This is a genomic window from Streptomyces sp. NPDC030838 (genome assembly GCF_055572035.1).
Genome location: NZ_JBVIED010000009.1, coordinates 235,365 through 259,698, shown reverse-complemented (window position 1 = coordinate 259,698; position 24,334 = coordinate 235,365). Strand labels below are relative to the sequence as shown.

The 24,334-nt window shown below is 68.3% G+C and carries 25 protein-coding genes and 10 pseudogenes; 19 read left to right on the top strand and 16 right to left on the bottom strand.

Annotated elements, in window-relative coordinates; genetic code table 11:
- Positions 1–33: 33 nt before the first annotated feature.
- From ACZ42A_RS23855 to ACZ42A_RS23835, 5 genes and pseudogenes are all read left to right on the top strand, one after another.
- Positions 34–615 (top strand): DUF2589 domain-containing protein, encoded by a 582-nt coding sequence (locus ACZ42A_RS23855; RefSeq protein WP_468529265.1) that lies wholly within the window; start codon positions 34–36, stop codon positions 613–615.
- A 139-nt stretch (positions 616–754) separates the two neighbouring features.
- Complete coding sequence (locus ACZ42A_RS23850; RefSeq protein ID WP_468529264.1) at positions 755–1,033, top strand: hypothetical protein; 279 nt, start codon at positions 755–757, stop codon at positions 1,031–1,033.
- Positions 1,030–1,905 carry a hypothetical protein gene (locus tag ACZ42A_RS23845; protein WP_468529263.1) on the top strand — a complete coding sequence of 292 codons (876 nt, stop codon included), beginning with the start codon at positions 1,030–1,032 and terminating at the stop codon, positions 1,903–1,905. The genes ACZ42A_RS23850 and ACZ42A_RS23845 overlap by 4 nt, the downstream gene beginning before the upstream one ends.
- Before the next feature lie 299 nt (positions 1,906–2,204).
- A complete protein-coding gene (locus ACZ42A_RS23840) occupies positions 2,205–2,873 on the top strand; it encodes a hypothetical protein (protein WP_468529262.1) in 669 nt (222 codons plus the stop codon).
- Positions 2,874–2,991: 118 nt separating this feature from the next.
- Positions 2,992–3,549 (top strand): annotated as a pseudogene (locus tag ACZ42A_RS23835) (transposase); the annotation flags it as partial.
- Between the two features lie 254 nt (positions 3,550–3,803).
- Here ACZ42A_RS23835 and ACZ42A_RS23830 read toward each other — a convergent pair.
- Positions 3,804–4,574, bottom strand: a complete 771-nt coding sequence (locus ACZ42A_RS23830) for a methyltransferase domain-containing protein (protein ID WP_468529261.1) — start codon at positions 4,572–4,574, stop codon at positions 3,804–3,806.
- A gap of 28 nt (positions 4,575–4,602) precedes the next feature.
- Here ACZ42A_RS23830 and ACZ42A_RS23825 point away from each other — a divergent pair, with 28 nt between their 5' ends.
- Positions 4,603–5,115, top strand: coding sequence for a MerR family transcriptional regulator (locus ACZ42A_RS23825; protein ID WP_468529343.1), 513 nt, complete (start codon positions 4,603–4,605; stop codon positions 5,113–5,115).
- Between the two features lie 73 nt (positions 5,116–5,188).
- On the opposite strand, the pseudogene ACZ42A_RS23820 reads toward ACZ42A_RS23825, so the two are convergent.
- Positions 5,189–5,594, bottom strand: a pseudogene (locus ACZ42A_RS23820) (IS5 family transposase); the annotation flags it as partial.
- On the opposite strand from ACZ42A_RS23820, the gene ACZ42A_RS23815 reads away from it, so the two are divergent.
- Positions 5,562–6,074 carry a hypothetical protein gene (locus tag ACZ42A_RS23815; RefSeq protein ID WP_468529347.1) on the top strand — a complete coding sequence of 171 codons (513 nt, stop codon included), beginning with the start codon at positions 5,562–5,564 and terminating at the stop codon, positions 6,072–6,074. The pseudogene ACZ42A_RS23820 and the gene ACZ42A_RS23815 overlap by 33 nt on opposite strands.
- Before the next feature lie 57 nt (positions 6,075–6,131).
- Here ACZ42A_RS23815 and ACZ42A_RS23810 read toward each other — a convergent pair whose 3' ends face one another.
- Together ACZ42A_RS23810 and ACZ42A_RS23805 are read right to left on the bottom strand one after the other, a co-directional pair.
- On the bottom strand, positions 6,132–6,530 hold the full coding sequence (locus tag ACZ42A_RS23810; RefSeq protein WP_468529260.1) for a DUF6463 family protein: 399 nt from the start codon (positions 6,528–6,530) through the stop codon (positions 6,132–6,134).
- A 332-nt stretch (positions 6,531–6,862) separates the two neighbouring features.
- Positions 6,863–7,027, bottom strand: coding sequence for a hypothetical protein (locus ACZ42A_RS23805; RefSeq protein ID WP_468529259.1), 165 nt, complete (start codon positions 7,025–7,027; stop codon positions 6,863–6,865).
- A 62-nt stretch (positions 7,028–7,089) separates the two neighbouring features.
- Between ACZ42A_RS23805 and ACZ42A_RS23800 the strand changes: the two genes are divergently transcribed.
- Positions 7,090–7,686 (top strand): TetR/AcrR family transcriptional regulator, encoded by a 597-nt coding sequence (locus ACZ42A_RS23800; RefSeq protein ID WP_468529258.1) that lies wholly within the window; start codon positions 7,090–7,092, stop codon positions 7,684–7,686.
- A gap of 265 nt (positions 7,687–7,951) precedes the next feature.
- Here the strand turns inward: ACZ42A_RS23800 and ACZ42A_RS23795 are convergent, their stop codons facing one another.
- Positions 7,952–9,082 carry a calcium-binding protein gene (locus tag ACZ42A_RS23795; protein ID WP_468529342.1) on the bottom strand — a complete coding sequence of 377 codons (1,131 nt, stop codon included), beginning with the start codon at positions 9,080–9,082 and terminating at the stop codon, positions 7,952–7,954.
- Positions 9,083–9,390: 308 nt separating this feature from the next.
- Here ACZ42A_RS23795 and ACZ42A_RS23790 point away from each other — a divergent pair.
- Positions 9,391–9,755, top strand: a pseudogene (locus ACZ42A_RS23790) (hypothetical protein).
- Here the strand turns inward: ACZ42A_RS23790 and ACZ42A_RS23785 are convergent.
- From ACZ42A_RS23785 to ACZ42A_RS23775, 3 genes and pseudogenes are all read right to left on the bottom strand, one after another.
- On the bottom strand, positions 9,730–10,206 hold the full coding sequence (locus ACZ42A_RS23785) for a hypothetical protein (RefSeq protein ID WP_468529257.1): 477 nt from the start codon (positions 10,204–10,206) through the stop codon (positions 9,730–9,732). The pseudogene ACZ42A_RS23790 and the gene ACZ42A_RS23785 sit on opposite strands and share 26 nt — an antisense overlap.
- 426 nt (positions 10,207–10,632) lie before the next feature.
- Positions 10,633–11,172 (bottom strand): GNAT family N-acetyltransferase, encoded by a 540-nt coding sequence (locus ACZ42A_RS23780; protein ID WP_468529341.1) that lies wholly within the window; start codon positions 11,170–11,172, stop codon positions 10,633–10,635.
- 252 nt (positions 11,173–11,424) lie between these two features.
- A pseudogene (locus tag ACZ42A_RS23775) lies at positions 11,425–11,834 on the bottom strand (GNAT family N-acetyltransferase); the annotation flags it as partial.
- 236 nt (positions 11,835–12,070) lie between these two features.
- Here ACZ42A_RS23775 and ACZ42A_RS23770 point away from each other — a divergent pair.
- The 3 genes and pseudogenes from ACZ42A_RS23770 to ACZ42A_RS23760 all read left to right on the top strand — a co-directional run.
- A pseudogene (locus ACZ42A_RS23770) lies at positions 12,071–12,373 on the top strand (transposase); the annotation flags it as partial.
- Positions 12,256–12,624 (top strand): annotated as a pseudogene (locus ACZ42A_RS23765) (transposase); the annotation flags it as partial. The pseudogenes ACZ42A_RS23770 and ACZ42A_RS23765, both read left to right, overlap by 118 nt.
- Complete coding sequence (locus tag ACZ42A_RS23760; RefSeq protein WP_468529256.1) at positions 12,527–12,829, top strand: hypothetical protein; 303 nt, start codon at positions 12,527–12,529, stop codon at positions 12,827–12,829. The pseudogene ACZ42A_RS23765 and the gene ACZ42A_RS23760, both read left to right, overlap by 98 nt.
- A 4-nt stretch (positions 12,830–12,833) precedes the next feature.
- On the opposite strand, the gene ACZ42A_RS23755 is transcribed toward ACZ42A_RS23760, so the two are convergent.
- Positions 12,834–13,247 carry a hypothetical protein gene (locus ACZ42A_RS23755; protein WP_468529255.1) on the bottom strand — a complete coding sequence of 138 codons (414 nt, stop codon included), beginning with the start codon at positions 13,245–13,247 and terminating at the stop codon, positions 12,834–12,836.
- A complete protein-coding gene (locus tag ACZ42A_RS23750) occupies positions 13,248–13,415 on the bottom strand; it encodes a hypothetical protein (protein ID WP_468529254.1) in 168 nt (55 codons plus the stop codon).
- Positions 13,416–14,324: 909 nt separating this feature from the next.
- Between ACZ42A_RS23750 and ACZ42A_RS23745 the strand changes: the two are divergent.
- Both ACZ42A_RS23745 and ACZ42A_RS23740 read left to right on the top strand, forming a co-directional pair.
- Positions 14,325–15,413: pseudogene (locus ACZ42A_RS23745) on the top strand (response regulator transcription factor); the annotation flags it as partial.
- Between the two features lie 165 nt (positions 15,414–15,578).
- Positions 15,579–15,863, top strand: a pseudogene (locus tag ACZ42A_RS23740) (winged helix-turn-helix domain-containing protein); the annotation flags it as partial.
- A gap of 136 nt (positions 15,864–15,999) precedes the next feature.
- On the opposite strand, the gene ACZ42A_RS23735 reads toward ACZ42A_RS23740, so the two are convergent.
- The 3 genes and pseudogenes from ACZ42A_RS23735 to ACZ42A_RS23725 form a co-directional block, all read right to left on the bottom strand.
- The gene (locus ACZ42A_RS23735; RefSeq protein ID WP_468529253.1) at positions 16,000–16,158 is read right to left on the bottom strand and encodes a hypothetical protein; all 159 of its coding nucleotides are present in this window, start codon (positions 16,156–16,158) and stop codon (positions 16,000–16,002) included.
- A 52-nt stretch (positions 16,159–16,210) separates the two neighbouring features.
- Positions 16,211–16,878 (bottom strand): annotated as a pseudogene (locus ACZ42A_RS23730) (enoyl-CoA hydratase-related protein).
- A 21-nt stretch (positions 16,879–16,899) separates the two neighbouring features.
- The gene (locus ACZ42A_RS23725) at positions 16,900–17,346 is read right to left on the bottom strand and encodes a TetR/AcrR family transcriptional regulator (RefSeq protein WP_468529252.1); all 447 of its coding nucleotides are present in this window, start codon (positions 17,344–17,346) and stop codon (positions 16,900–16,902) included.
- Between the two features lie 454 nt (positions 17,347–17,800).
- Here ACZ42A_RS23725 and ACZ42A_RS23720 point away from each other — a divergent pair, with 454 nt between their 5' ends.
- The gene (locus ACZ42A_RS23720; protein WP_468529340.1) at positions 17,801–18,931 is read left to right on the top strand and encodes a site-2 protease family protein; all 1,131 of its coding nucleotides are present in this window, start codon (positions 17,801–17,803) and stop codon (positions 18,929–18,931) included.
- A gap of 28 nt (positions 18,932–18,959) precedes the next feature.
- On the opposite strand, the gene ACZ42A_RS23715 is transcribed toward ACZ42A_RS23720, so the two are convergent.
- Positions 18,960–19,349: a hypothetical protein gene (locus tag ACZ42A_RS23715; protein WP_468529251.1), complete on the bottom strand. Its 390-nt coding sequence runs from the start codon at positions 19,347–19,349 to the stop codon at positions 18,960–18,962.
- A gap of 122 nt (positions 19,350–19,471) precedes the next feature.
- A complete protein-coding gene (locus ACZ42A_RS23710) occupies positions 19,472–20,710 on the bottom strand; it encodes a PP2C family protein-serine/threonine phosphatase (protein ID WP_468529250.1) in 1,239 nt (412 codons plus the stop codon).
- 233 nt (positions 20,711–20,943) lie between these two features.
- On the opposite strand from ACZ42A_RS23710, the pseudogene ACZ42A_RS23705 reads away from it, so the two are divergent.
- The 4 genes and pseudogenes from ACZ42A_RS23705 to ACZ42A_RS23690 all read left to right on the top strand — a co-directional run.
- A pseudogene (locus tag ACZ42A_RS23705) lies at positions 20,944–21,420 on the top strand (helix-turn-helix transcriptional regulator); the annotation flags it as partial.
- Between the two features lie 211 nt (positions 21,421–21,631).
- Positions 21,632–21,847, top strand: a complete 216-nt coding sequence (locus tag ACZ42A_RS23700) for a WCX domain-containing protein (RefSeq protein ID WP_468529339.1) — start codon at positions 21,632–21,634, stop codon at positions 21,845–21,847.
- Between the two features lie 141 nt (positions 21,848–21,988).
- Positions 21,989–22,741 carry a zinc-binding dehydrogenase gene (locus ACZ42A_RS23695; protein WP_468529249.1) on the top strand — a complete coding sequence of 251 codons (753 nt, stop codon included), beginning with the start codon at positions 21,989–21,991 and terminating at the stop codon, positions 22,739–22,741.
- A 167-nt stretch (positions 22,742–22,908) separates the two neighbouring features.
- Positions 22,909–23,358: a nuclear transport factor 2 family protein gene (locus ACZ42A_RS23690; RefSeq protein ID WP_468529248.1), complete on the top strand. Its 450-nt coding sequence runs from the start codon at positions 22,909–22,911 to the stop codon at positions 23,356–23,358.
- Between the two features lie 21 nt (positions 23,359–23,379).
- Here ACZ42A_RS23690 and ACZ42A_RS23685 read toward each other — a convergent pair.
- Positions 23,380–24,254, bottom strand: a protein-coding gene (locus ACZ42A_RS23685; RefSeq protein WP_468529247.1) for an IS5 family transposase whose coding sequence is annotated in 2 segments (ribosomal slippage) — positions 23,380–23,861 and positions 23,861–24,254 — 876 coding nt in all. Because the reading frame shifts where the segments join, the coding sequence is not laid out codon by codon here.
- Between the last annotated feature and the right edge of the window lie 80 nt (positions 24,255–24,334).

Genomic DNA, 24,334 nt, shown 5'->3' with positions numbered 1-24,334 from the left:
GCCCCGGCACTCGACTGATGGCGGAGGTGCCTTATGGCCGATGGAAGAGGGAATCTGCGGGCGCTGCCGCTCGACGAGCTCATCGGAGCGGCGCTGTCCGCGGTGGTCCGCGCGGACACCCACGCCGCCCGCGCCACTTTGGACTTCATCGAACAGGTCGGGTTCGTGCGCTCGCCCGATGACGCCACCGCCGGCCGGCTGCGCATGGCCACGTTCGGCTACCGGAAGCGTAACGAGAACGGTGAACTGGCCGACTTCACTGCGCACATACCCGTTCTCTCCCTGCTGGCGATCCCGGCCATGGAAGTCGAGGACGCCCGGATCGCCTTCCGGGCCGCCATCGTCGAGACGGCGGCGAAAGGCAAGCAGCCGCTGGTCCCGCCCGACACAGGCTCGACGCCGCTGGTCGACCTGCTCCGCAGCCGGCAGATCGATCTGGTCGCGCGCCCCGCGTCGACCACCGGGCCGCACGGCCGCGAAGTGCGTGGCCCCTACCACCTGGACGTACAGCTGACGCTGAAGCAGGCGGACATCGGCGTGGGGCTGGAGAAGATCCTCAGCCTCATGGACCAGGCCATCGACGACACGACGGCCGACAAGCCGCCGAGGGGGTAGTGCCATGCCGAGATCGCACGGGTCGGCCCGCAGACGTCAACGGGGACACGTTCCTCCGCACGCCCGCAGTATTGCTGGTCACCCCCGTTCGCCCCGCCCGCCCGGCGAGGAGACTGCGCCTGCCGAGGTGCACGACACCATGGCGCGCTCGCTCGCGGCGACGTGCGAGGGCCTGGACCGGCTGCGCGGAGCGCTCTACGCGTCGGGATTCGCGGAGGCGGTGGATCCGTACCGGCGCATGCGCCAGGTTCTTCTCCAGCAGCGGAAGTGGGCGCTGGCGCACGACTGTCGCGACCTCGAACCGTACTGGCAGAACCTGGGAGCGACAGCACGCGCGATCCGCGGTGTGCTGACCGAGTTCAGCGCGGCGCTCGATGGTCTCGACCGTATCGACGAGATGGGCGGAGACGGGTCGTGACGTCCTTTCTGCTGTTCAACTTCGGTACGTTCCACGAAACGAACCGATTCAAAAAACGGGCGTTGGACGGAGCCCTGGTCGGCCAGGACCTGATGGACACCTTCCCGCCCCACGGACTCCTGGGGTCGGATGGCCTACGCCGCTCTAAGGCCGCGGGGGCGACCACGACCTCGTTCCACGGCCTGACGCTGGACACTTGGAAGAGCAGCATCGGTACCGGAGCAGCGCGCAGAAAATACTCGGACGCCTTCCAGGCGTGGATGCGTGACGTAGTGGGCGGTGCGCCGGACGTCGTATACCTCGCCGGGCATCAGAGCGGGCAGCGCATGTGGTGGCAGGACGAGGATCCGAACTGGGTAGCCGACTTCACGGACCTCGGTAAGGTCAGTTTTCAGGAGTACAACCATGCGGCAGACACCCGCTCCGAACAGGTGAGTGTCGACACGGCGCCCTTCAAGAAGCAGTGCAAGCTCGTCTTCGGTTTCGGCTGCAACATCTGCGCGGGCGGCAATCTGAGCCACTATCAAGAGTACTTCCACAACGGCTCGAAGAAGCCAGTGTTCCTCGGCTGGAACGGGAATATACGCATCCCGAGAACGGATTGGCCTTCGATCAACAAGGCGTTCTTCGACGCCTTGGACGCTCACGCGTCGGCCAAGGGCTCCGGCGCACCGGCCACTGACCGGATCGACTGGTTCTACGGCTCGAAACAGGCCGAGCTGATCAGCGCATGGGGGACGGCAGTGGCGTCCTATCGCGGCCACACTCAGAAGCGGCTCTGGGAGACCGCTCGTGCCGTCGCGAGCAACGGCGATGTGTTCAAGTTCAGCTTCGACAAGAAGACCAAAACGGTGGTGCCCATACCCGAGTGATATTCAGGGAGCTTTCGGTCAGGTCGAGAACCGTGGTGGTCGATGCCTTCCGAAAGCCCTGAAGAAGCGGGCGCATCGGCCGGCTGCCGGGGACTACGGTCGTGGCGTCGATCTTCAGCGCGGCCTGGGAACGTGGACCGGGGTGCGGCCCACCCTGACCGCCGGGACCTTCCTGCTGCTCGCCCCGCTTGTGGTCCTCGCCTGCTCCCCGCTGCGCATTACGGCTGTCCCGCATCGGCAGAGCCTCCGCGTTGGTGCCCGGAACGAACCCGGCCAGTGGGAGATGGCAGGCTTGTGGGGTGCTGATTGAGGGATATGACGGCGGCCCGCTGGTTGCCGGGGAGCCACTGGTGGCCCGTCCGGGCCTTTGGTCGAACCACTTGTGGGGCCCGTGTTGTCGTGATGCGGGTGCTGAGCCGGAGTGGTTCGGCGATGACGGGGCTGATGTCGATGCCATGTCCGAGGTGCTCATGGATCCCGAGCGGTGGCCGGTGTTCCGGGTGCCGGTTGAGGGCGGGTACGGGGTCGTGGTGGTCTACCGCAACCTTGTCGGCGACTACGGAGTCGACTACCTGCTCACCCATCCGAGCTGGAGCAGTGCCCAGCAAATTGCCAGCTGGGAAGGGGACTTGGTGGGTGGCACACTGACGTGGCGTGAACTAATCCGCATCGTCGACAGTCCGAGCCCCGTAGCTGAGGGGATCGAGGACCCAGCTGCCCGCCTCCTGCTGTTGCTTCCCCTGCTTACCGAGCATGCCCTACCGGACGAGGCAACGGCGACGCTCAGCGCCGCTCTGATTGCGGTAGGAGCTCCGCAGGACACCGCCCCGATCACGGCACAGCATCTGCTCGAGCACTCAGCGGGGAGCGCATGGCACGACCCCACGTGGGGCTCGCCGCTCAGTGGCAGCTCAGGCCCTCCCAGCCCTACTGGAAGCGGAGTCCTGGCGCGCCTGGGTATCACCTGACGGCAGACGATCCGTTCCTCCTCGCTTCACACGCTTCAAGAGCCGGCCCGTCTGGACTGACGGGTCCGCCGAGACCGACCATGCCCAGGGCAGTGGAGCCGAGTGGAATGATCACGGTGTGGCCGGTGTGATCACGGCGTCGGAAACGTCCTGGACAGCACCGTTCTCGGGACCCGCGTGTTGGCGCACCAACCTGACGCTTCGACAGCTCGCCCCGCTGTTCGGGATCTCCAAGTCGGCAGCCGGCCGCATCATCGGCCGCCTCGGGCCGCGTCTCGCGCTCCAGCCGCGCAAGCGGTTCCGCAAGGGCACGGTCCTCACCGTGGATGGCACCCTGGTGCCCAAGCGCGACCACAGCATCGCCGAGCAGTCCAAGAACCACCGGTACTCCACCAACCACCAGGTCGTCATCGATGCCGACAGCCGCCTCGTCGTCGCTATCGGGAAGCCGCCGCCCGGCAACCGCAACGACTGCAAGGCGTGGGAGGAATCGGGCGCGAAGGCTGCCGTCGGGAAGACCACCACGATCGCCGACGGCGGCTACCGGGGCACGGGCCTGGTCATCCCACACCGTCGCCACCGCGGCCAAGCGGAACTCCCGGCCTGGAAAAAGGCACACAATCGCTCGCACCGGCAGGTCCGTGCCCACGTCGAGCACGTCTTCGCCCGGATGAAGGGCTTTCCCAGAGATCAAACGGGCGATGCCGCGCGACCGGGCTTGACGCTCAGGCCACGACAGCAACAGCGAGTCAGCGCTCTGAGACCCTGATCACCTGGGCCGCCATCACCCTCATGACCCGCCGCCTGGCTCGGAAGGGGGGGCCACCCCCAGCTGGCCAAGGAAACCCGCATCGGCCACGAGTGCCTGACAGGCGTGGTCACCGTTCCCTGGCCAAGCGGATCCCCGCAGTTCGTGCCTCCGTCTGCTCTCTAGGCGGAGGCGGCGGCCACGAAGAACGGGATGGCGATGAGGAGGCGGTCGGCCTCGGCGCGTCGGCGCTGTTCGGCGAGCCACTCATCGGCCTGGTCACGGCCGACGGCGCCGCTCGTGCAGGCCGGCTCCGCGAGCCTGGTGAGCAGCGACAGCATCGCGGGATCGGTGAACACGCTGGTGTGCACCTCGACGGTGACGTCGTTGAAGCCGCCGTCCAGGAGCAGGTTGCGGTACTGGCGGCCGGCGCGGGGCGTGCCCAGGAGGTCGGCGCGGGCGTGCACGATCGTGCGGGTGAGCGCCGCGTCATCAGAGTCGACCATGATGGTGTCCCAGTCCTGCCCTACCAGGACGATCCTGCCGCCCGGGCAGAGGACGCGCCGCGCTTCCGCCACCGCGCGCCCCGGCTCCTGAAGTACGTGGAAGACCTTGTCGGCACGGTAGCCGCGCACGCTTCCGTCGGCGAACGGCAGATCCTCCGCCCCCGCCTCCCAGAACTCGGCCCCCGACCACCGTTCCCGGGCCGCGGCCAGCATCCACGGATCGGGATCCACGCCCACCGCGTGGACACCACGCTCGGCCAGCTCGGCGACGGCGCGTCCGGCACCGCAGCCGACGTCCACGACAGTCGAGCTCGGGACGAGAGACAGCAGTTCGTAGGAGCGGGCCCGCAGCAGGCTGGCGCTCGGCATCTGGTCCGCCGCGTCGAGGACGGCGAGCAGGGCCTCGGTGTCGCGGTGCTTTTCCACCGCTTCCTGGTTCTTGGACATGGACGCCAGGCTGCGACTTAATGTCAACATGAAGTCAAGCGGAGACAACGGCGCGAGCACGATGAGCATCGGCGTTCTTGCGGCACGGTTCGGTCTCGCCACTCACGTCCTGCGGCATTGGGAGTCGATGGGCCTGCTGCACCCCGTACGGGACGCAGGCGGACGCCGCCGCTACGGCGCGGACGACCTCACCCGCGTGGCGACGATCCTCATATTCAAGGAGGCCGGCCTCAGCCTGGACACCATCAGGAGCCTGTCTGGCACCGTCGAGCGCGCTACCCGGCACGAGATCCTGCGTGCTGAGGCCGAAGAGCTCCGATCGAGAATTGCCGCGGCCCGGGCCTCATTGGAGCTCATCGAAGGCGGCCTGAACTGCGAGTACGACGACGTCACCCAGTGCCCGAACTACCGGCGGCTCATCGCTGAGCAGGTCGGCTCTCACATGCCGGCGCACGGGCGAGCGCGAGGCGGAAAGCCGCCTGCTTCGCGGGGCGATCGAGCACGACCCGGCCCGGGCCGGGCGAGGAGCGTACAGGACTGACCGACGACGAGTCGCAGCCGCCTGAGTTCACTCATGACAGTAACTACGGCACTGACACTCGCCGAGGATCAGAAATCTTCGTTGTCAGCCCGCCCGGGGCCGGCCGATCGCCTCGTGGGACGGGATCCCCCTTTTCGCGCCCCGGCCGCGTGCTGGTGAGCCCGCACGGGTCGTGGAGTCCACGCACACGATCGTCCAGTCCACGGCACCGACGGCGTCGGAATGCTGCTGGACGTGGGCCAGGAGCTGGTCCCAGGTGCCGTCGGCCGACCAGCGGCGGAAGCGCTCGTACACCGTCTTCCACGGCCCGCAACGTCCGGGCAGGTCCCGCCAGGCCGCCCCGGTGGACAGCTTCCACAAGATCCCGTTGACCACCTGACGGCGATCCCGCACAGCCTGCCCATCCGCGGCGGCGCCAGCAGCGGCCCGATCGCGCCGGTCCGCTCGTGCTCGGCATACAGCAGCCGCGCGAGGTTCATCTCGACGGCGGGTTCGCCCGGGTGCGGGAGCGCGACGGCGTCGCGGGCCAGGGAGACGGCTTCGACGAGCAGGCCGGGGTCGTGGGCCAGTTGGTAGAGCTTGTGGAGGTTCATGGCCAGGTTGGTCAGGTAGACGACCCGGACGACTTCGCCTACAAGCCGCTGCACAGCCGCTGGCACACCGTCCTGCAGGGCGGACTCGCCCCGGAGACCATCGGCGACGTCATCACCCGGCTCGGCGCGTGGGGCGAGCTGTCCTTCCGGCCCACCGGGCACTCCGCCCGCCGCGCCGGACACGACCGCAACACGATCAGCGCGCGCAGGGCGGCTGGGCCGCCAACAGCAAGGCGATGGGGGGCTACTTCCGGGGACACCTGCACGCTGGTGTCCGTCGAGGACTGGTGTGGCGGTCAGATCCTGGCCCCGGTGGACACCGGCATCATCGAGTCGGTTACCTGTGCAAGTTCAGCGATTCCGTGAGCAATTCCAGGGGTTATGAGCACCGGATGAGCGCTTCTGGGTGATCACGAACACTAGTCACGGCCGGTAGTTGCCAGGCGAGCGTGTCCGACGGCTCTCCCCCGCGCTGTCCCGCCAGGTCGCGATCAGGGCCAGCACCCCAAGTACGATCAGTCCTGGCGCGCCGGATACGGGATAGAGAATCTGCAGCGGCACACCGATGGCGAGCAGATACCAGCCCAGCTGTGCCGGGAGCCTGCCGGTGTCACGGACGATGCGCCCGCTTAGGGTGCCCAGGGCGAGGAGGCCGAACCCAGCGAGGAAGAACCACATCTCGTACTCGCGCTGCGGTTTTCCGGGGACAGCGTTCCAGAATCCGTCACGGGCGATGTCGCCGAAGGTGCTGGAGGCGATCAAAGCGACCGCGAAGTGCACTGCTGTCAGTCCGATCACCAGTCGGGGAATCAACCGGGTCATTGTCAACTTCCTCGATTCTTACGGCCTTTGAGTTTCCTGATGGCGTGGCGCCGGTCTTTTCGGGGAGGTCCCGGGTGCAGATGGCGAGGTAAGCCGTCAGCCCTCGAGCGTTAGACCCAGCGGGGAGTACAGCGCCAGGTCCCAGCGGGTGAAATCGGTCGGCCGACGGATCGGACGGGAGGGGACCAGACCTGCCACACCTCGCAGCAGCACACAGGCAACGCCCCCATATGCCGTGGCGTACCAAACGATGAGGCCCACCTGCGGAACCAACTCTGCCTGAGCCGCGGGTGCATGGGCTGCCGCCCCGGGCGCAGCCGCTACCACGGCCGTCAACTCCGGGGTGAGCAGATCAGCTTCGGCGACCCGACGACTGTGCGAGCGAAGCCGGCACGGTCGGCCAGCGGCCAGGGAGAGAAGGTCCAGATCCCGTGCAGCACCCCGGCCACACCGAAGCCGATCGCGGCCGTCCCACCAGCGAGTTTCGTCAGCGTCACGCTGCCTCCCCCCAATCCGTCCATACACCCCTGTATGGACGACCATACAGTACTGTACGGGCATGGCGAGAAGGCACCTCACACCCCAGGACTGGTCGACCGCCGCGCTGCATGCGATGGCACACGGCGGAGTCGCCGCTGTGTCGGTCAACGCACTCGCGGGCGAGCTGGGGACGACCCGGGGCAGCTTTTACTGGCACTTCAAGGATCGCGATGCACTGTTGACGGCCGCGCTGGAAGTGTGGGAAGAGGACAACACCACTGCCCTGATCTCAGAGTTGGCCGACATCACCGACCCCCGGCAGCGACTGACGGTCCTGTTCACCACCGCGCTGGGGCCGCAGGACATCAACGGCCTGGAGCCCGCGATCGTCGCCCACGCCGATCACCCCGCCGTCGCCCCGATCCTGCGCCGGGTCACCGACCGGCGGATCGCCTACCTCACCGACCTCTACACCGACCTGGGCCTGCCCCCCGCCCCAGCCCGGCGTCAGGCGGTCGCAACGTACGCCGCTTACCTCGGATGGCTCGAACTGCGCCGTTCTGCCAGCGACATCGTGCCCGAAGTCGCCACCACCGGCACCACCGCCACCGCCGCGCTGGAGCACCTGATCACCGAGCTAGCCCGATCCGGCGGGCACCAGGCGAAGCCAGAGTAGAGGACTCCACCACCCCCATACAGCCAGGCCGGTCACCCGTCCGGATCCTCCGTCTGCCGTCCGCTGTGGCTGACCGCCTTCACCGACGTGATCACCGGCGATGCCGCGATGGCAAAGACTGTTCGTGATCAGCCAACGTGACCTGCGCTCATTGAGCGCGGATTTCGGTGTTTCCGCAGCAAACAGTGCTCACGGATTCGCGGACCCTACAACCGGTGTAGCATCCGCGATTCGGTGAGCACTGCCGGCAGATCGCCGGGTGTCGTCAGCTTTCGCAGTTGATGGCGGTGTCGTTGCCCGGTCCGCCGTCGCAGGCGTCCGTTCCGGCGCCGCCGTCGAGGAAGTCGTTGTTGGGACCGCCCCGGAGGGTATCGCCCCCGCCGCCGCCGAAGATCCGGTCCACGCCGCCCACGGTGTTGATCGGGCCGTCGGGGCCGACGTTGTCGCCGGTGAGCGTATCGTTGCCGCCGCGCCCGGAGATGACGTCGTTCCCAGCGGTCAGCCCGGTGGGGTCGCCGACGCCACTGTCGCCGATGATCTCGATCTCGTCACCGCTTCCACCGGTGATCCGGTCGTTGCCGGAGCCGGTCGCGGTGCCTTGGGAGGCCGAGTGGTCTCCGACGGCGAGGAGGGCGCCGTCCAAGCCCAGGTCGATGATGTCGTCTCCGCCCCTGCCGCTGGCGTTCCCGGCGAAGGAAACACTGTCACCCGTCACGTCACCGAACTGGCCGGGGCCTTCCAGGAGCACGTCATCCCCGGCACCGTCGGCCGTGAAGAAGCCGAGCGAGTCACCGATGAGGCCGTCGTCACCGTCACCGCCGTGAAGACGGTCGTTCGCTCCACCGGTCACGTTGTCGCCTCGGCTGTCGCCGAGCATGGTGTCGTTGCCGGTCCCGCCGTATCCGGTGTCCGGAGACGCCCCTGTGGCCGTGCCCTGGACTGCCCAGTTGTCCCCCGTGATGCCGTCGTCGCCCGGGCCGCCGAGCAGCCGGTCGCTTCCGGTGGGAGCCGTCGCGTTTCCCGTCGGAGCGAAGGTGTCGCCGGTCAGGCCGTCGTCGCCGTCGCCGCCGTCGACCGCATCGTTGCCGGGGCCTCCGATGAGGCGGTCGTTTCCGTCCAGGCCGCAGATCAGGTCGTTTCCGCCCCTGCCGTCGAGCGTGTCCGCTCCTGAGGTGCCGATGATCACGTCCGACCCGGCGGTTCCGGTGGTGCTTCCGGGCTGCGTCGCCGGGCGGCCGAAGCACGTCGGCTGCGCAGCGCTCGCCCCCGCAGCTCCGAGAAAGACCATGGCAGCCGCCGCGAAGACGCTCGCCGAGACCGCCAGCGCGGTGCGTCTTCGCGGCCGCGTCCCCGACCGGCCCCGGCCCTCGCCGTCGTGCACCCATTGCTCCCTCATCGTCGTCACCCATCGATCCCTTGTCGGCCGGACTGTTGCTACGACTCATTACCGGACTGACAAGGCGATCCGTGGGCGCGGCGGCGACTCCGCCCGAAGGGACCACCGGCCTCACCCGATGCAGCGCCCCCGACGGGGGTCCCGTCGCTGGTCCCCCGGCAATGCCGGTTCGCTCGTACTCAACCATCTGAGCCAGTGCTCACCGATCGCGGATTCCGGCGATTCCGGCGATTCCGCAGGACGCGCTGCCAGCGAAGCCGCGGATCCCACAACCAGGGGGCCGGCAACAGCGGCTCCAGCACGGACCACTGCTCGTCAGAAAGATCCCCTCGCCCCACACCGAGTACTACGGCGCCGTCAGCGAAAACGGCGACCGCATCGACGACCCCTCCGAGGACGCGCTGTTCATGCTGATCAGCGGCCTCAACGACTCCGACAACACTTCGTGGTCATCCAACCCGAGGAAGACGACCCCGTGTGGTTCGGCTCAGTGGCCGTCCTGGACGGAAGCGGCTACGAGATCGTCAGCCGCGACACCATCCGCGACGAGCACGACGTCACCACCTCGACCAGCATCAACGACATCGCCCGCGACATCACCATCTGGTTGGCCACCCGCACCTTCCCCGGACAGCCAACCAGCCGGATCACCGACTTCCAAGGCACGGCCTAGGCGTCCGGTACAGCTCCCGGCACGCCGGTGCGCCCCGGCCTGGACGTGCGGGGCACGCCACCTGACTGCGTATCAGCCAGCTGCGGGCTTCCTGGCCCGCCCCGAACGGCGGGACGTCGTCCACGGCGACGTCCAGGCGCAGCCGGGCGAAGCGCACTGGGTGCCGCCACGCGCCCCGTTCCAGCGCCGTGTCCACCAGGATCTCCGCCACCGGCACCGGCTCGACCAAGACCACGTCCAGCGGCGTCCGCGACCCCCAAGAGGTGGTGAACCGCACGCCCTCCCACGGATGCCGGGGCGCCGCCGGCGTCAGCCGCTCGGCCAGGTCGCGCGCGGTGTCGGGCCGTGGAGGCGTGGTCCGGCCGACCGGTCGTAGCGTGCCCGCCTCGTCGAAGCGGCCCAGTACGAGCGTCTGCGGCCGCTGCACGGTGCCGGTGATCGCGCCGATCACCGCCTCGGTGGTGTCGCGGCGGTTCGGCGCACCTTGTAGAGCGCGCGGGCACCCGGCAGGTACCGCTGCCCGGTGCCCCAGATCACGAGGTCTCCGCACAGCCCCTCGTGATCTACCCACCCGACGCGGAGGACTGCCAGGTGGGGGGCGAACAGCGAGATCCTCGGCCGTGCGTACTGTCTCCCAGACGTCGCCGCGTTCCTGCGCCGAGCAGGCCTGGACGAGGCGGACGAGGGCCTGGGTGCGCTTCTCCGGCCTGATGGAGTGGCGCGGCGCAGCCCGGACCTCTCCATGACGGTGGCGAAGGCACCGGGCCTCGCCGCTCCCACGGGAGGCCTCTCGGGCCAGGCTGATCACAGGCGTTACCCGACGCCCAGTCACCGCCACGAAACCGTTGTGGACAGTGGCTCCAGTCTCAGAGCGAGCTCAATCGGAGGGCGGGACCGGGGACCGCAGGCCGAGCCACTGCTCAGCGTCCCAGGCCCGGAACCGCTCTACTTCGGTGAACCCCAGCTTCGCCGCGAGGCGCATCGAGCCGACGTTGGCGGTCTGGGTGGCGAGCACCACCGGCTCACCGGGGCGGACGCTTTCGAACCAGTCAAGTGCCGCCGCGCACGATTCGGCGGCATACCCGAATCCCCACGCCCGTGGCAGGAACAGGTAGCCGAGTTCGGCCTTCCCCGCGGCAGCCGGGCGATGGTGCTCCGGCGCTCTCCTGAGCAGGATCTGGCCGATCATCGCCCCGTCGAGATCCACGACGAAGCTCCCGGGCCACCGCTCGGGCACCTCGGGCAACTCGCGCTCAAGCTCGTCACGCGGGCGGGGTCCACCGAGGTAGGTGTGCACATCTGGCGACGCCAGCAGCTCGATGAACGCCACACGGTCCCGGGCCTCGGGCTCACGGAGCACGAGCCTCTCGGTCCTGATCGGTGCAGGCGGCCAGGCAACGGGTCCGAGATCAGTCATGTCGGCCAGCCAATCAGCAGGCTCAGCAGTGATCAAGACCCGGCAGTCTGAATTGAGGTTGCGTAGGCGCAGGCTTGGTTGGACCTTGCTCCACCCTCTCTTCGTCAACCTTCCTGGATCCGGGCGTGCACATGCATGTCGTGCCAGCCGTCGGCATGGAGCAGTGCCCGACGCCGTACGCCTTCCAGGGGCGAAGCCGGTCTTCTCAGCGATGCGGCAGGATGCGACGTTCGCCGTGGAGTGGCCGAGTTCGAGTCGGTTGAAGCCGACCTCTTCCAGTGCCCAGCTCGTCACTCGAGCCACTGCCCGGGAACAGACGCCCTTGCCGCGGGCCCCGGGGCAGTCCAGTAGGAGACTTCTGCTTGGCCGCCGACCATGATGATCGACTGGAGGGAGATCCGTCCGAGGAGCCTGTCGTCGCCGACACCGACCACGGCCCAGTGGCAGGCGGTCACGCTCTCCCAGGCGCCGCGCCACTGCTCGATCCACTCTCCGGCTTCCTCTTCGGAGTCCGCCCTGCGCAGGTGCCAGTGCTGGATTCTCGGGTCCTGGAACACGCACGCGACAGCGGCTGCGCTAGTAGGCAACCAGGGCCGCAGCAGCACGTCGCCGTCGATGGGCAGCGTCGGCTGAGTAGAGGTGTTGAGCTTGCCTGGAGGCATGACGGCGGTGACCAGCAGTGCTGTGCATCGCGATGCAGTGCACTCCGGCACGATGCGATGCACCTGCGAGGGCAGTGCGGACATCGTCGGTGCGCACCGCCGCATCGGGTCACTCATCGGCTGGCTTCTCGACCCTGGTGCGGCCCGGGCTGAGGGCGGTACCCCCGCTGGTCGTCCTCGCGCACCGGGTGTGGTCCCACCGCGTCCGCGGTCGGTGATGGGCCGATCACCGCAGAACCTTGGAGGCCATCGCATGGAAGTACCGGACCTGCTCGCCCTGGCGGGACCTGCCCGACGAGCTCGGCTCGTTCCAGACCGCCCACAAAAGGCTGATCAGATGGGCCGTGGACGGCACCTGGGAACGCATCCTCGCCACGGTCCTGGCAGCGGCCGAGGGCACTGACGACATCGGCTGGACCGTATCGGTGGACTCCACCGTCTGCAGAGCCCACCAGCACGCCGCCGGAGCCAGGAAAAGGGGGCTCCAGGCGGGGCCGAACCCGGCGACCACGCGCTCGGACGCTCTCGCGGCGGCCTGAGCACGAAGGTTCATCTCGCCAGCGACAGCCATGCACGGCCTTTGGCTCTTCGCGTCACCGCTGGCCAGGCGGGCGACGCCCCGGCCTTCGAGACCGTCATGGCTGGCATCCGTGTTCCGCGAAGCGGACCCGGAAGACCCAGGACCCGACCGGATGCCGTCCTGGCAGACCGCGCGTACTCGTTCCGCGCGATCCGAAATCACCTCCGTCGACGCGGAATCCGCGCTGTCATCCCCCCAGCCGTCCGACCAGATCCGCCACGGCCTGCGGCGAGGCCGTGCCGGCGGTCGCCCACCCGCTTTCGGCGCCGAGGCGTACAAGCGGCGCAACGCGGTCGAGCAATGCATCAACCGGCTCAAGCAGTGGCGCGGGCTGGCCATGCGAACGGACAAGCTCGCCATCGCCTACCAGGCCTCACTCCACCTCGCCGCCATCCTCATCTGGGCACGGCGATAGCCACTCAGCGATCGACCACCCAACGTGCGTTCGTCGGCCAGGATCCCGTGCCAACGATCTGCTTCACGAGCCTGAATGCCTCACGAATGGGGACGGTGTCCTCATCCCGGTACTCGTCGTCCTGGCCATTGAAGAGGACGAACCCGGCGCTCGCCCCCTGAGCCCCGGGGTCCACCGCATGCTCGCCGGGATCGCCCTCCTCTTCGAGCAGCATCACCATCGCACGCTCGGTATTCGTCACGAAGGCCAGCAACCGTCCGGACGAACTGGTCAGCCACGTCTCAAGCTGGCCGCTGTCGATCCTCGACCGAAGGGCCTCCAGCACCATCTCGGACGACACAGAGACAGGGCTGTCGTCATTGATCACCCAGGACTCGATCACGAGCACGACGATCTCACGGACGGATCCAAGAGACACCTAGGCCACCTTGCCCTCGCCGACCAGCTCCGTCCCGCTCCACCGCCGCGTCCAGCCATCCCCCAGCCGCAGATGGCCCCGCAGCGCAGCATCGCCGTCGTACGCAGCGACCAACTGCTCCAGCCCGCACCGATCCGACCGGATCACAGCCCTCGCCGAAGTGCTCACACACCCAGGGCAGCACCTCCGCTGTACCGGCGGAGCGGAACACCGGACTTGACCGCAACCAGACGCCCCGGTGATCACTCGGCGACGTGACGTTGCGGGGTGGTCAGCCAAAGGGAAGAAGCACCACCCAAGGTCGGGCAGTTCCCGGGATGCCAGGATGTCTTTCACCCAGCCCCTCGACCGTTCAGCCGACGTGGTGAGCCCGTGGCGCTGTCAGCCAGCACGGACGGACCTGGCACACGGCTTGTCAGGCTGTGCCTTGGTGTATCCCTTCCTTGCTCTTTGGCCTCAGCCAGCTTCAGCTGAGAACCGCAGCCTTCTTCAACTGGCGTCGGCGCTACGTTGATTGCGCGTCCTTGCCGGTGGGCCGTGTGCTGGGGGACGGTGAGCGAACCACTTCAGGTGATGGGGGACCACACACCTCTCAGCTCCTCTCGCACGACGTACCGGCGACTCGCGGATCCACCGCGTGCGCGTCGCGACAGCTCGCGATGGTCGCGGTCGCTGTCGAGAGGAGGTGGCCGATGTGCCGATCCCCGGAGCCGGACGACCCAGGCACGGACGCGGAGGGCGATGAGCACTCCTCAGCCGGGCTTGGAACGCCCAGGAGGTGGCATCCGCGGGATGGGAGCTCGTGGTGGACTGGATTGCGAGCTGTGCTTCTCGTAGTGGACACAGTGGCGGTCCTGAAGCAGCACGAGGCCCTCGCCCAATGGGCGAGGGCTCTCATCGCGGTTGGTGACATGATCGTCGACGCCGGCAAGCACGAGCGGTCATGAAACCAGGGGGGCCTGATCGTCGAAGGCGGTCAGGCCCTCTGCAACCAGGAGAACATGGACCGCGGACCCCAACCAAGGGTCGCTCTCCTAATTGCACCCAACACCGCGTCACAAAAGCAGGTTTCGTGTCATGCTCGCGGTCTGTCCGAAGAGGAGCCGTGTCATGGGGAAGGTAGAGGGTCAGTGCCGGGAGTGCGGTGGACCTCTGCCACCCGCTTCGGATACCGGTCGGCCACGCCAGTATTGCTCCGGCGTCTGCAGATCGGCCGCTCGGCGGTCCCGTAAACGGCAGAAGGAGTCTGAGAGCACCGCCGCTTCGCGACAGTGCTCGACGGACATCGCCGGCCGCCGATGCGACCGGAACGCACGGCACACCGTGACGGTGCAGGGCACCGAAAGCCAGGTCTGCGCCGAGTGCCTCGACATGACCATCTCGTTCCTGATCAAGAGCGGCGTGCCCGCATCGTCAGTGGAGGTTCGCCTCCTGCCCGACGAAGTGGACGAGCGCGAGGTTGACGACGGGCCGATGGCGGTGGCCCCGGCGCCGACCACCGCCGTCCGCCGGGCACGCATTCTCCTCATCGAAGATGATCCGCACGTCGCCCAGGCTATGACGGGAGTCCTGACCGCGCACCGCTACACCGTCAGCCATGAGGCATCTGGGTCTGCCGGCCTGCGTACGGCATATGCCCAACGGCCTGACTTGATACTGCTGGATCTCGGGCTCCCGGACATGGACGGCTACGAGATCCTGACCCGGCTTCGGGCCGTCAGCGACGTACCCGTCATCGTTGTGACAGCGCGTGATGACGTCCGGTCACGCCTGCAGGGCCTGAACCAGGGAGCGGACGATTACCTCGTGAAGCCCTACCACATTGCCGAACTCCTGGCTCGCATGGAGAGAGTGCTACACCGACGCACATCACCGGAACAGTGGGCGGAAGGCGTCTACGACGACGGCTTGGTACGGATCGACTCCCACACCTTCGAGATCAGCGTGGCCGATGTCCCGCTGAAACTGACGCCGACAGAGTTCCGCGTACTCGACCTGCTCGTGCGCAACGCGGGCGTCGTCCAGTCATTTCGCAAACTGCTCGCACGAGCTTGGGACGACCCCAACGGGCGGGACACCGAAAAGGTCAAGTTCACCATTTCACGCCTCCGAAGGAAACTGGACTCCACCGCTGCCGGCAGCGCATCGATCGTGTCGGCCCGAGGTATCGGCTACCTCTACCGAGCACCAGGGCCATCAACGGCGGACATCCCTGCACCACCCGGCTCTCCATCATCCCGGCCAGGCTACGGACACGCGGGCAATGTGCTCAGCATCCTGCAATCGCGGAACCCCGACAGTGACAGTGACAGTGACAAGACGGTCCTGATTCTGGGCGCCCTGCGCATCGAGCTGCTCACCCGGCAGGTCAGCCTGGGCGGCTCGGCCGTCGAACTCTCCCGCAAAGAGTTCGATCTACTCGCCCTGCTCGCCCAGCAACCAGGCGTCGTCATCCGTCGGGAACAGATCATCAGCGAGTGCTGGCCCACCGGTTGGCACGGGACCGAACGCGTCCTGGAGATATACGTCGCGTCCCTGCGCGCCAAGCTGGGCATGCCGGCCCTGATCGAGACCGTGCGTGGTGTCGGCTACCGTCTCGTCGCCCCGCCCGCATAGGAGAAGCGGTCGTTCCCTGGATCCCCCACACCACAGCAGTTCCCTCGGACGATGCGGACATATCCGCTCCGTCACCGTCCTATTGCAACGCAGCGTTGTCGCACCGAGCGCTTGAGTTGGCATGTCTGCTTCACCATCAGGCTCGCGGGATCGGAGGGTGAGCACTTCGCGCTGGCCTGCAGATCGCCGACGACAACGTGGTCAACGCCGCACCCAGCGCCTCGCTGTCGGTGCCCTGCACCCAGCGCAGCAGCTCCAGGCCGGTCATGGCCGCGAGGTCGGTGGTGGTCACCATCGTTGTCCTGGGTCGTTCGTCGGTGGGGTCTTGCTCGGGGTGTGCTGCGGGGTCAGCCCAGCGGGTTGATCGTGTCGCGCAGGGCGGTCAGGATCGGTGCGTACATGCGGGCCTTGATGGTGCCGAGGGTGTCGCCGGCCTTGGTCACCTGCGCCTGGGCGATCTCCAGGGCGGTGGCGCGTACGGCATCCGCGTGGACTGCGCGGTCGACGATGCCGGCTTCCTCCGCCCCCGTGCCTCCCTAGCGGCGGCCGGAGATCATGGTCTCCTGAGCGGTCTGCGGCGTCAGCCGGGCCTGGATGAGGCGGCCGTGCCAGGGGCGAAGGGGATGTTGATGTCCACTTCGGGCAGGCACCAGCCGCGGTCGGCGCGCATCACCCGGAAGTCGTGTGCGAGGGGCAGCATCGCGCTGGCCGCGAAGGCGTGTCCTTGCACGGCGGCCACGGTGATCATGGGCAGGGACAGCAGGCGCGCGTACAGCTGCTGGACGGAGATGATGTAGTCCCGGTGCTGCTCGGCGTGGGCGGACAGCCACTCCAGGTCCAGGCCGTTGGAGTAGAACTGGCCCGTGGCGGCGGTCACGACGGTCCGCGGGCCGTCGGCCTTCTTCACCGCCTCCAGCGCGGCATCGACGGCGGCGATCCAGTCGGGGTGGAAGCGGTTCTCGTCGTCGCCGAGGTCGAGGACGAAGACGTTGTCCTAGCGGTTGAGATGGGGCATGGCGGCTCCTTGAAGGTGCGGCTAGGCAGCACATACGAGGGTTACGGTCGGTTGCTCAGGGGCATGGACGAGTAGGTCGTGGATGTCCGCGGCGACGACGAGGGCGGCGAGCCTGCGGCTGCGGTTCTCGGGCAGGCCGTGCCGCCGGACCAGGGCCGTGAACGCCTCCTGCCAGCCGGCGAAGACCACGCCCGCGGACTGGGCCAGGTGCGGGGCCACGTCGTTGGTCTCCACGGCAACCGCCACGATCGGGCAGCCGGCCCGGAAACGGCCGCCCACGAGCTGGTCGCGCCACACCGTGAAGTACTTGTCGATGCCCTCCACCGGGTCGTCGGTCCACATGGCGGCGTCGATCACGCCGGCCATGAGGTTCCCGGCCGGCTTCACCGCCTCCTCGATCAGCTGCGTCCCCCCGCCGGGGAAGTGGTGGTAGACCGAGCCGCGCGGTGCGCCGCTGTGGGCGAGCACCCAGTCGATGCTGGTCGCGCTCGCGAGGTGACCCGCTCCCTGCCCTCGATGGCGCTGTTCGGCATGGCCTGCGCCGCCTCGGCGCGATCGCCCCGCGCCTCGCCGGCCTCACGGCACTGCTGATCCGCCGGCGCAGGGGCACACGCCGACCGGCCCGCACCGGTCTCCACCATGATCAGGAGCCTCGCGGCACGTGGCTCAGCGCACTCGCCTCGCCCCGCACCGGCTGTGTGGTATTGACATCGCCACCGTCGAGGCGGCGGCGCTCGTCACGCTACGCACTTCATCCCCGACATCCACCAGCAGACGCGATCCGCCCACGCCCAGAAACGCGACTCCCACCGCCATCGAGTCACACTGGCAGCAGGCGGAAACCGCGCAGGTGCCTTCCGTGGACCCCTCGGCACATTGGCTCCCCTGCAGGACCGCCTACCCCGGCCCGCGGGAGAAGGCCATGAACGGTTCGGTACGGATGGGACGCGTTCTCGGGGTGCCGCTGCGCATGCACTGGAGCGTGCCCCTGCTCGTGATGCTTTTCGGCTACAGCCTGGGAAGTCAGACGCTCCCCGCGAGGATCCCCGATCAGTCGAACGCCACCTACACCGTCGCCGGCCTGGCCGGGGCACTGCTGCTCATCGGGAGTCTGCTGGCTCACGAGGCCGCCCACGCGCTCGCGGCGCGCAGGAAGGGAATCCCGGTCCAGAGCATCACGCTGTGGGCCCTGGGCGGCATGACCGACATGAGCAGGCCACGTGGCGCCGGCGCTGCCTTCTGGGTGGCCGTGAGCGGGCCGCTCGCCAGTGGGGTCGTCGGCGGGGTGGCGCTCGGGGCGGGCCTCGGGCTCGACGCACTGACGGGCTGGGCCGTGCCCGCGGCCGTCCTGGTCTGGCTGGGATGGGTGAACTTCGTCCTCGCCGTGTTCAACCTGCTCCCGGCCGCGCCGCTCGACGGAGGACGCGTGGTGCAGGCGGTGATGTGGTGGCGTACCGGAGACCAGGACCGCGCCGAACGAGCGTCCGCACGGGCCGGACAGGCCCTCGGCGTCCTGCTGATCGTCCTCGGGTGGATCGCCCTCGTCCGCGGAATCCTGAGCGGTCTGTGGCTGTCCCTCATCGGCTTCTTCGTCATGGTGGTGGCCAGCGCGGAACACCAGCGCGCCAGGTTGGTCCCGGCGTTGCGCGGCATGCGGGCGGCGGATGCCATGTCGAGTCCGGTGGAAGCGTGTCACGACTGGCTGACCGTGCAGGGATGCATCGACGACGTGGTCCCGCGCGCCCGCCACTCCACACTGGTCCTGACCGACTTCGAGGGAAGCCCCAGCGGCCTGCTTCACCTCCCCCGGCTCGCGAGGGTTCCGGCACAGCAGCGGGAGACACTCCGCCTGCGTGATGTGGCGACTCCCGCGTCCCGGTGTACCACCTGTGCCCCGGACGACCTCCTGGAAGACGTACTCGAAAAGATCTCCCCCGCACAGGGCCTGCCCATCCTCGTCACGGACGGGCAGCACCTCGTCGGCATCATCACCGCTCGCGACATCTCACGGATCGTCGAACGCCACGCACTCCGCGGCATGGGGAGCCAATGACTCTCCCAGGAGCCGGAGCGGTTCCCGGCTAGCGATGGTGCACGCCCAGGTGGCGCAGACGCCGACGCGTGGCTCTGCGCAGCCACCGCAGGGGATGCACCGGAACGTCGTCGAGCGGGGACGGTTCACGTCGAGTGGCGAGCGGCGCATAGGGAAGGGGCTCGCGGCGGCCGTCGACCTCCCATAGGCAGAGAGGGACCACCCCACCCCTTTTCGACTGGCCGATGTAGACGGAGAAGGGTCGCGGTGGCTCGCCGGGCAACTCGGCGGCCAGCACGGTGACCTCCCTGTGGTGGCCGTGCCGAGATGCGACCACTTTGCCGTCGACCAGGAGTTCCACGGTGCCGGACGGCCGGCCCGTCTGAACCGTGACCGAATGCCCGTCCCGGTCGAGGTGGAAACGGTGGCTGCGGGCCATGAGGCACCTCCCGGGCCAGTCACCCAGATGCACTACTTCGAGTGTAGGTAGCCAATGCTCCTGGAGTGTCCTGACGATCAGCGGTGCGGGCGGCCTGTGCGCTGCCGAGAGGTCTCGCGGCGTTACAGGCGGATGACGACCAGAGCGATGTCATCGCGGGCGCCGCTGGTGACGCCGAGGCGGTCCAGCAGTGACTCCGCCAGTTGGCCGGGGGCGAGGGTGGTGTCCTGGGCGAGGGCTGAGGTCAGTCGGGCCAGGCTGGCATCGATGTCCTCGTCGTGGCGTTCGATGAGCCCGTCGGTGTAGAGCACGAGGGTGTCACCTGGGGTGTAGGGCAGGCCAGCCTGGGGGCGGGGGACGTGGTAGGGCCGGGCACCGAGCGGCGGATCGGTGGCCTGGTCCAGCAGCTCGCAGGTCCCGTCGGAGTGGAGCAGGACCGGGGGCAGGTGCCCGGCGCTGCTGTAGATGATCAGCTTGCTGCGGGTGTCGATGAGTACCTTGACCGCGGTCGCGGCCGTCGCGCCTTCGAGGGAGCGGGCGTACAGACCGAGGACTTCCAGGGCCTGGGCGGGGCTGGGGATGGCCCGGATGGCTGCGCTCAGGGCACTGCGGAGCATGCCCATGACGGCCGCGGCCTGCAGGCCGTGGCCGACGACGTCCCCGACCGCCGCGGTGTAGCGGTCCGGTGGGAGGTCGACGATGTCGTACCAGTCGCCGCACACGTTGAGTGATTTCGTCGCGGGCAGGTACCGCACGGCGATGTTGTCGTAGTGCTGGTCCAGGTCGGGGGCCTGGAGCATGGCTTCCTGCAGGGTGACGGCCACCTGGCGTTCGCGGGCGTGGGCCTCGCGCAGTTCCTGGTTCAGCCGGTGCAGCTCGCGGGCCCGCACATACAGCTCGGCTGCCATGCCCTTTTCCCGTTCGGTGAACTCCTCGGTGAGTTCGCGCGCCCGGCGTGAGTGGACGAAGGCGGTGACGTCCTCGGAGCGTTGGACGATCCACTGCACCTCGCCGTCCGGTCCGGGGATCGGGGTGTGGATGTCGGACCACCACCGCTCCTCGAAACCGCTCAGATGGTCAGGGGCGGGAATGTCATACCTCTGCAGCACCAGGGTGTCCGGGGCGCCGGTCTCCAGCACACGGCGCAGCGACGCCTTGAGGTTGCGTTCTACGTCGGCAGGCAAGCCGGGGTTCTCCGGCAGGGCATCGAAGAAGTACCTCCCGACCAGCTCTTCCCTGCTCCGCCGGGTGGCCTCCATGTATGCCCGGTTCGCGTAGCGGATCACCAGGTCCGTGTCCAGAACCAGGTACGGGCTCGGTGTGGCGTCGAAGAAGGCCGTGAAGTTGATGTCCGCTGCCATGGCGCGCTCTCTTCGGTCTCCGAGCGCGATTGCCCTCTACTCCAATCTACGAGCGGTCCAGCGACCGGGCGGTGTGGGAGCAGAAGCCGGATGCCGCGAGACGCCAACCCGGACGGCTGACGGATCTCATCCTCTACAGTCCCGGTGTGTCGAGTACCCCGGTGCGGCTGTTGCGGTTGTTGTCCCTGCTGTCCACGCGGCCGTCGTGAACGAACCGTGAGCTGGCCGAACGCATGGGGGTCAATGAGCGCACCGTGCGTCGGGACGTGGCCCGGCTGCGAGACCTCGGGTACGGGATCGAATCCGATCCGGGGCCGTGGGGCGGTTACCGCATGGCCCCGGGCAGCAGCGTCCCGCCGTTGAACCTGGACGACGACGAAGCTCTGGCTGTGGCGGTCGCGCTGCGGGAGACGGCCCTGCGCGGAGTGCTCGGCAGCGACCAGGCGGCACTGTCCGCGTTGTTCAAGCTTCAGCGGATCCTGCCGCGTCGGGTGGCCGATCGGCTCAGCGCGTTCGCCGATTCCGTCGTTCACACTCCTCAGGGGCCGGGCGATCCGGTGTCGACCGAAGTACTGCTGCAGCTGGCCGATGCCTGCCGTCACCGCCACCGCCTGCATCTCGTGTACTGCGACAGCGCGGGGCGTCGCACCAGCCGCGCGGCTGATCCCTACCGGCTTGTCCGTACCCGTAACCGCTGGTACCTGGTCGCGCTCGACGTCGAGCGCGGGCAGTGGCGGACTTTCCGAGCAGACCGTGTGGTGGAAGCGCGGCCCACCGGACAGCCGGTCCGGATCGAGAATCCACCGGATGCCGCGCGCATGGTCGCCGACATGCTGACCAGTCACTACCCGCTCTACGCGACCGTGGTGCTGCTGGTGCCTCTGGCGGAGGCGCAGCGGGCTCGTCCCGCCCGGATCGGGCATCCACGAGAGCACCGGGCCGGCTGCCACCCGCGTCACCCTCGGCGGCAGCGACCTGGACGAACTCGCCACCCGCCTCCTCGCACTGGCCGTCCCGCTCACCGTGGTCGCGCCCGACGAACTGCGCACCGTGCTGCGCACACGCCTCCGCGCCCAGCTCGACGCCCTCACCCCGGATGGCTCGACGCGTCGACAAGGCGGCCGGCACGCGGAGTAGTACGGGGAAGCTGTCGACCGACGTACGCGCCGCCGTACGGCTACATCTCATGGCTGACCAGGACAGGTTCTGACCTGGTTGGCTCCTAGGGTGAACTGCGCGCCCGGGGCCCACCTGGGCGAGAGAGCCGAGGTGTACGTCGTGGGGTGGGACGCGGCCGGGGTGATCGACGAGGTCGGCGAGGGGGTGCGGCCCGAGCTGGCTGTGGGCACTGAGGTGGCCGCCATTCTCAACCCGTACCTTGTTGGGCGGGGAGTGCAGGCGGAGTACGTGGTGGTCCCTGAGGAGTCGGTGGTGCGGGCGCCGAAGGGGGCCGACCTGACGGCGGCGTCGACTTTGCTGATGAATGCGCTGACCGCACGGACGGGCCTGGACGCGCTCCGACTGGCGCCGGGCGCGACGGTCGCGGTGACCGGCGCGGCGGGTGCGGTCGGCGGGTACGCCGTGGAACTGGCCAGGGCCGAGGGGCTGACGGTGGTCGCTGACGCGGCCGAGAAGGACCGGGATCTCGTCGCCGGCTTTGGCGTCGATCATGTACTTCCGCGCGGCGACGGCTTCGTCGGACGGGTCCGCGAGCTGTTTCCCGGCCGCGTGGACGGAGTCATCGACGCGGCGGGGATGGACGAGGCGGTGGCGCCGGCCGTGCGCGACGGTGGGGGCATCGTGACCTTCCGGGGGTTCTCCGGCGGTACCGACCGCGGCGTGCGCTGGAACCCTGTGTGGGTTTCCGACCGGCTTCACGACACGGCCGCTCTGGAGGAGCTTCGCGACCAGGCCGAGTCGGGCGTCCTCAGTCTTCGCGTTGCCGCGACTTTCCCCTTCGGGCAGGCGGCCGAGGCGCACCGCCTCCTGGAATCCGGTGGTGTGCGTGGGCGTCTCGTCCTGCATTTCTGAGCGAGGAATCCGACACCACCCGTAGGTTCGCCTGCCGCCCCCCCATCCCGGACGCCCTGACCGCGCTCGCCCCTGCGCTAGGGCGTGTTGCGGAAGTGCCGACCGCGATGCACAACGATGTCTGATTGCCGCCAGCAAGATACCCCTGTGGTGATCATGCTGGCGGCATGACGATGTCATCCACTACGGAGTCAGCAACAGTCCTCGCTGGCATGTATGCGGCTGAGGCGGAGTACCTGGCGGCAGGAGGCCCCGGCGAGGCTTCCTTCGACCTGCTCGCCCCCTTCTTCGCGCCGGATGTCGAGCTGCACCAAGCAGATGCTCTGCCCTATGGAGGCACTTGGCGTGGGCACAACGGCATGGAGCAGTTCTTCCTCCTGATGGGGCAGGTGTGGGAGTCGTTCGACATGGTGGAGCAGGAGTTTCTTGCCACCGGTGAGACTGCGGTCGTGCTCACACAGGTCCGTGCTCGCGCTCGTGCGACCGGCCGTGAACTCAGCTTCCCGATTCTGCAAGCGATCACGGTCAAGGACGGGCGCATCACCGAGGTCCGTCCGTTCTACTGGGACACGCGGGCCATCGCCGACGCCTGCGCCGTGCCAACACCGGCAGTCTGAGGCCGACAGCAAAGTGACTGGTCACAGCCACTCGTTGAGGACTGCGACCAGCACGGTCGCCTCGTAGCGGACGGCGAGTTTGTCGTACCTGGTGGCGACAGCGCGGAAGCGCTTGAGTCGATTGATACCGCACTCGACGGCGTGCCGCTGTTTGTAGTCGGTCATGTCGAACCTCGGCGGCCGACCGCCGAGGGAACCAAGGTTCCGCCGGTTTCGGACCCGGTCCGCAGGAACCGGGATCGTCGCCTTGATGCCGCGTCTGCGCAGGTAGGCGCGATTCTTGCGGGAGTCGTATGCCTTGTCGGCGCGGACTCGGTCCAGTCGCTTGCGTGGCCGTCCCAAGCCGATCCGGGGAGCTCGGATCGCTTCCAGGATCGGCTCGAACTGCGGCGAATCACCTCGCTGACCGGCTGTGATGACCACGGACAGCGGCTTCTGCCCCTGCTCGACAGCTAGGTGAATCTTGCTGGTCAGGCCGCCGCGCGATCGTCCAAGCCCATGGTCGGCCGGCTCGACGGCGATCCCGCCTGGCGGCTCCTTCTGGAGGTCCCCCTTTTCGACGCCCCGGCGGCGTGCTGATGAGCCCGGCTGACCGTCGAGTCGATGTTCACGTCCCAGGTGATCAGGCCCTTCGCGTCCGCCTCCGCCTGGAGCTGGGTAACGATCCGGGCCCAGGTGCCGTCCCGCTGCCAACGCCGGAAGAGGTCGTAGACGCGATCCCACGGGCCGTATCTGTCGGGCACGTCCCGCCACGGAGCACCAGTCCGGGTCCGCCACCGTATGCCGTCTATCAGCTGCCGCCGCGTCCACACTCTCGGGCGGCCCGGCTTGATGCCCTGCGGCAGCAGCGGCTCAAGACGGGCCCATTGGCGGTTTGTCAGATCTCCACGTCCCACGAGACGTGATCATCAACGAACAAGATCCACTTTCCCCTAGGCCCCCATCCCCCGACAGCACCGTCGGTTGGCCGAGTAAC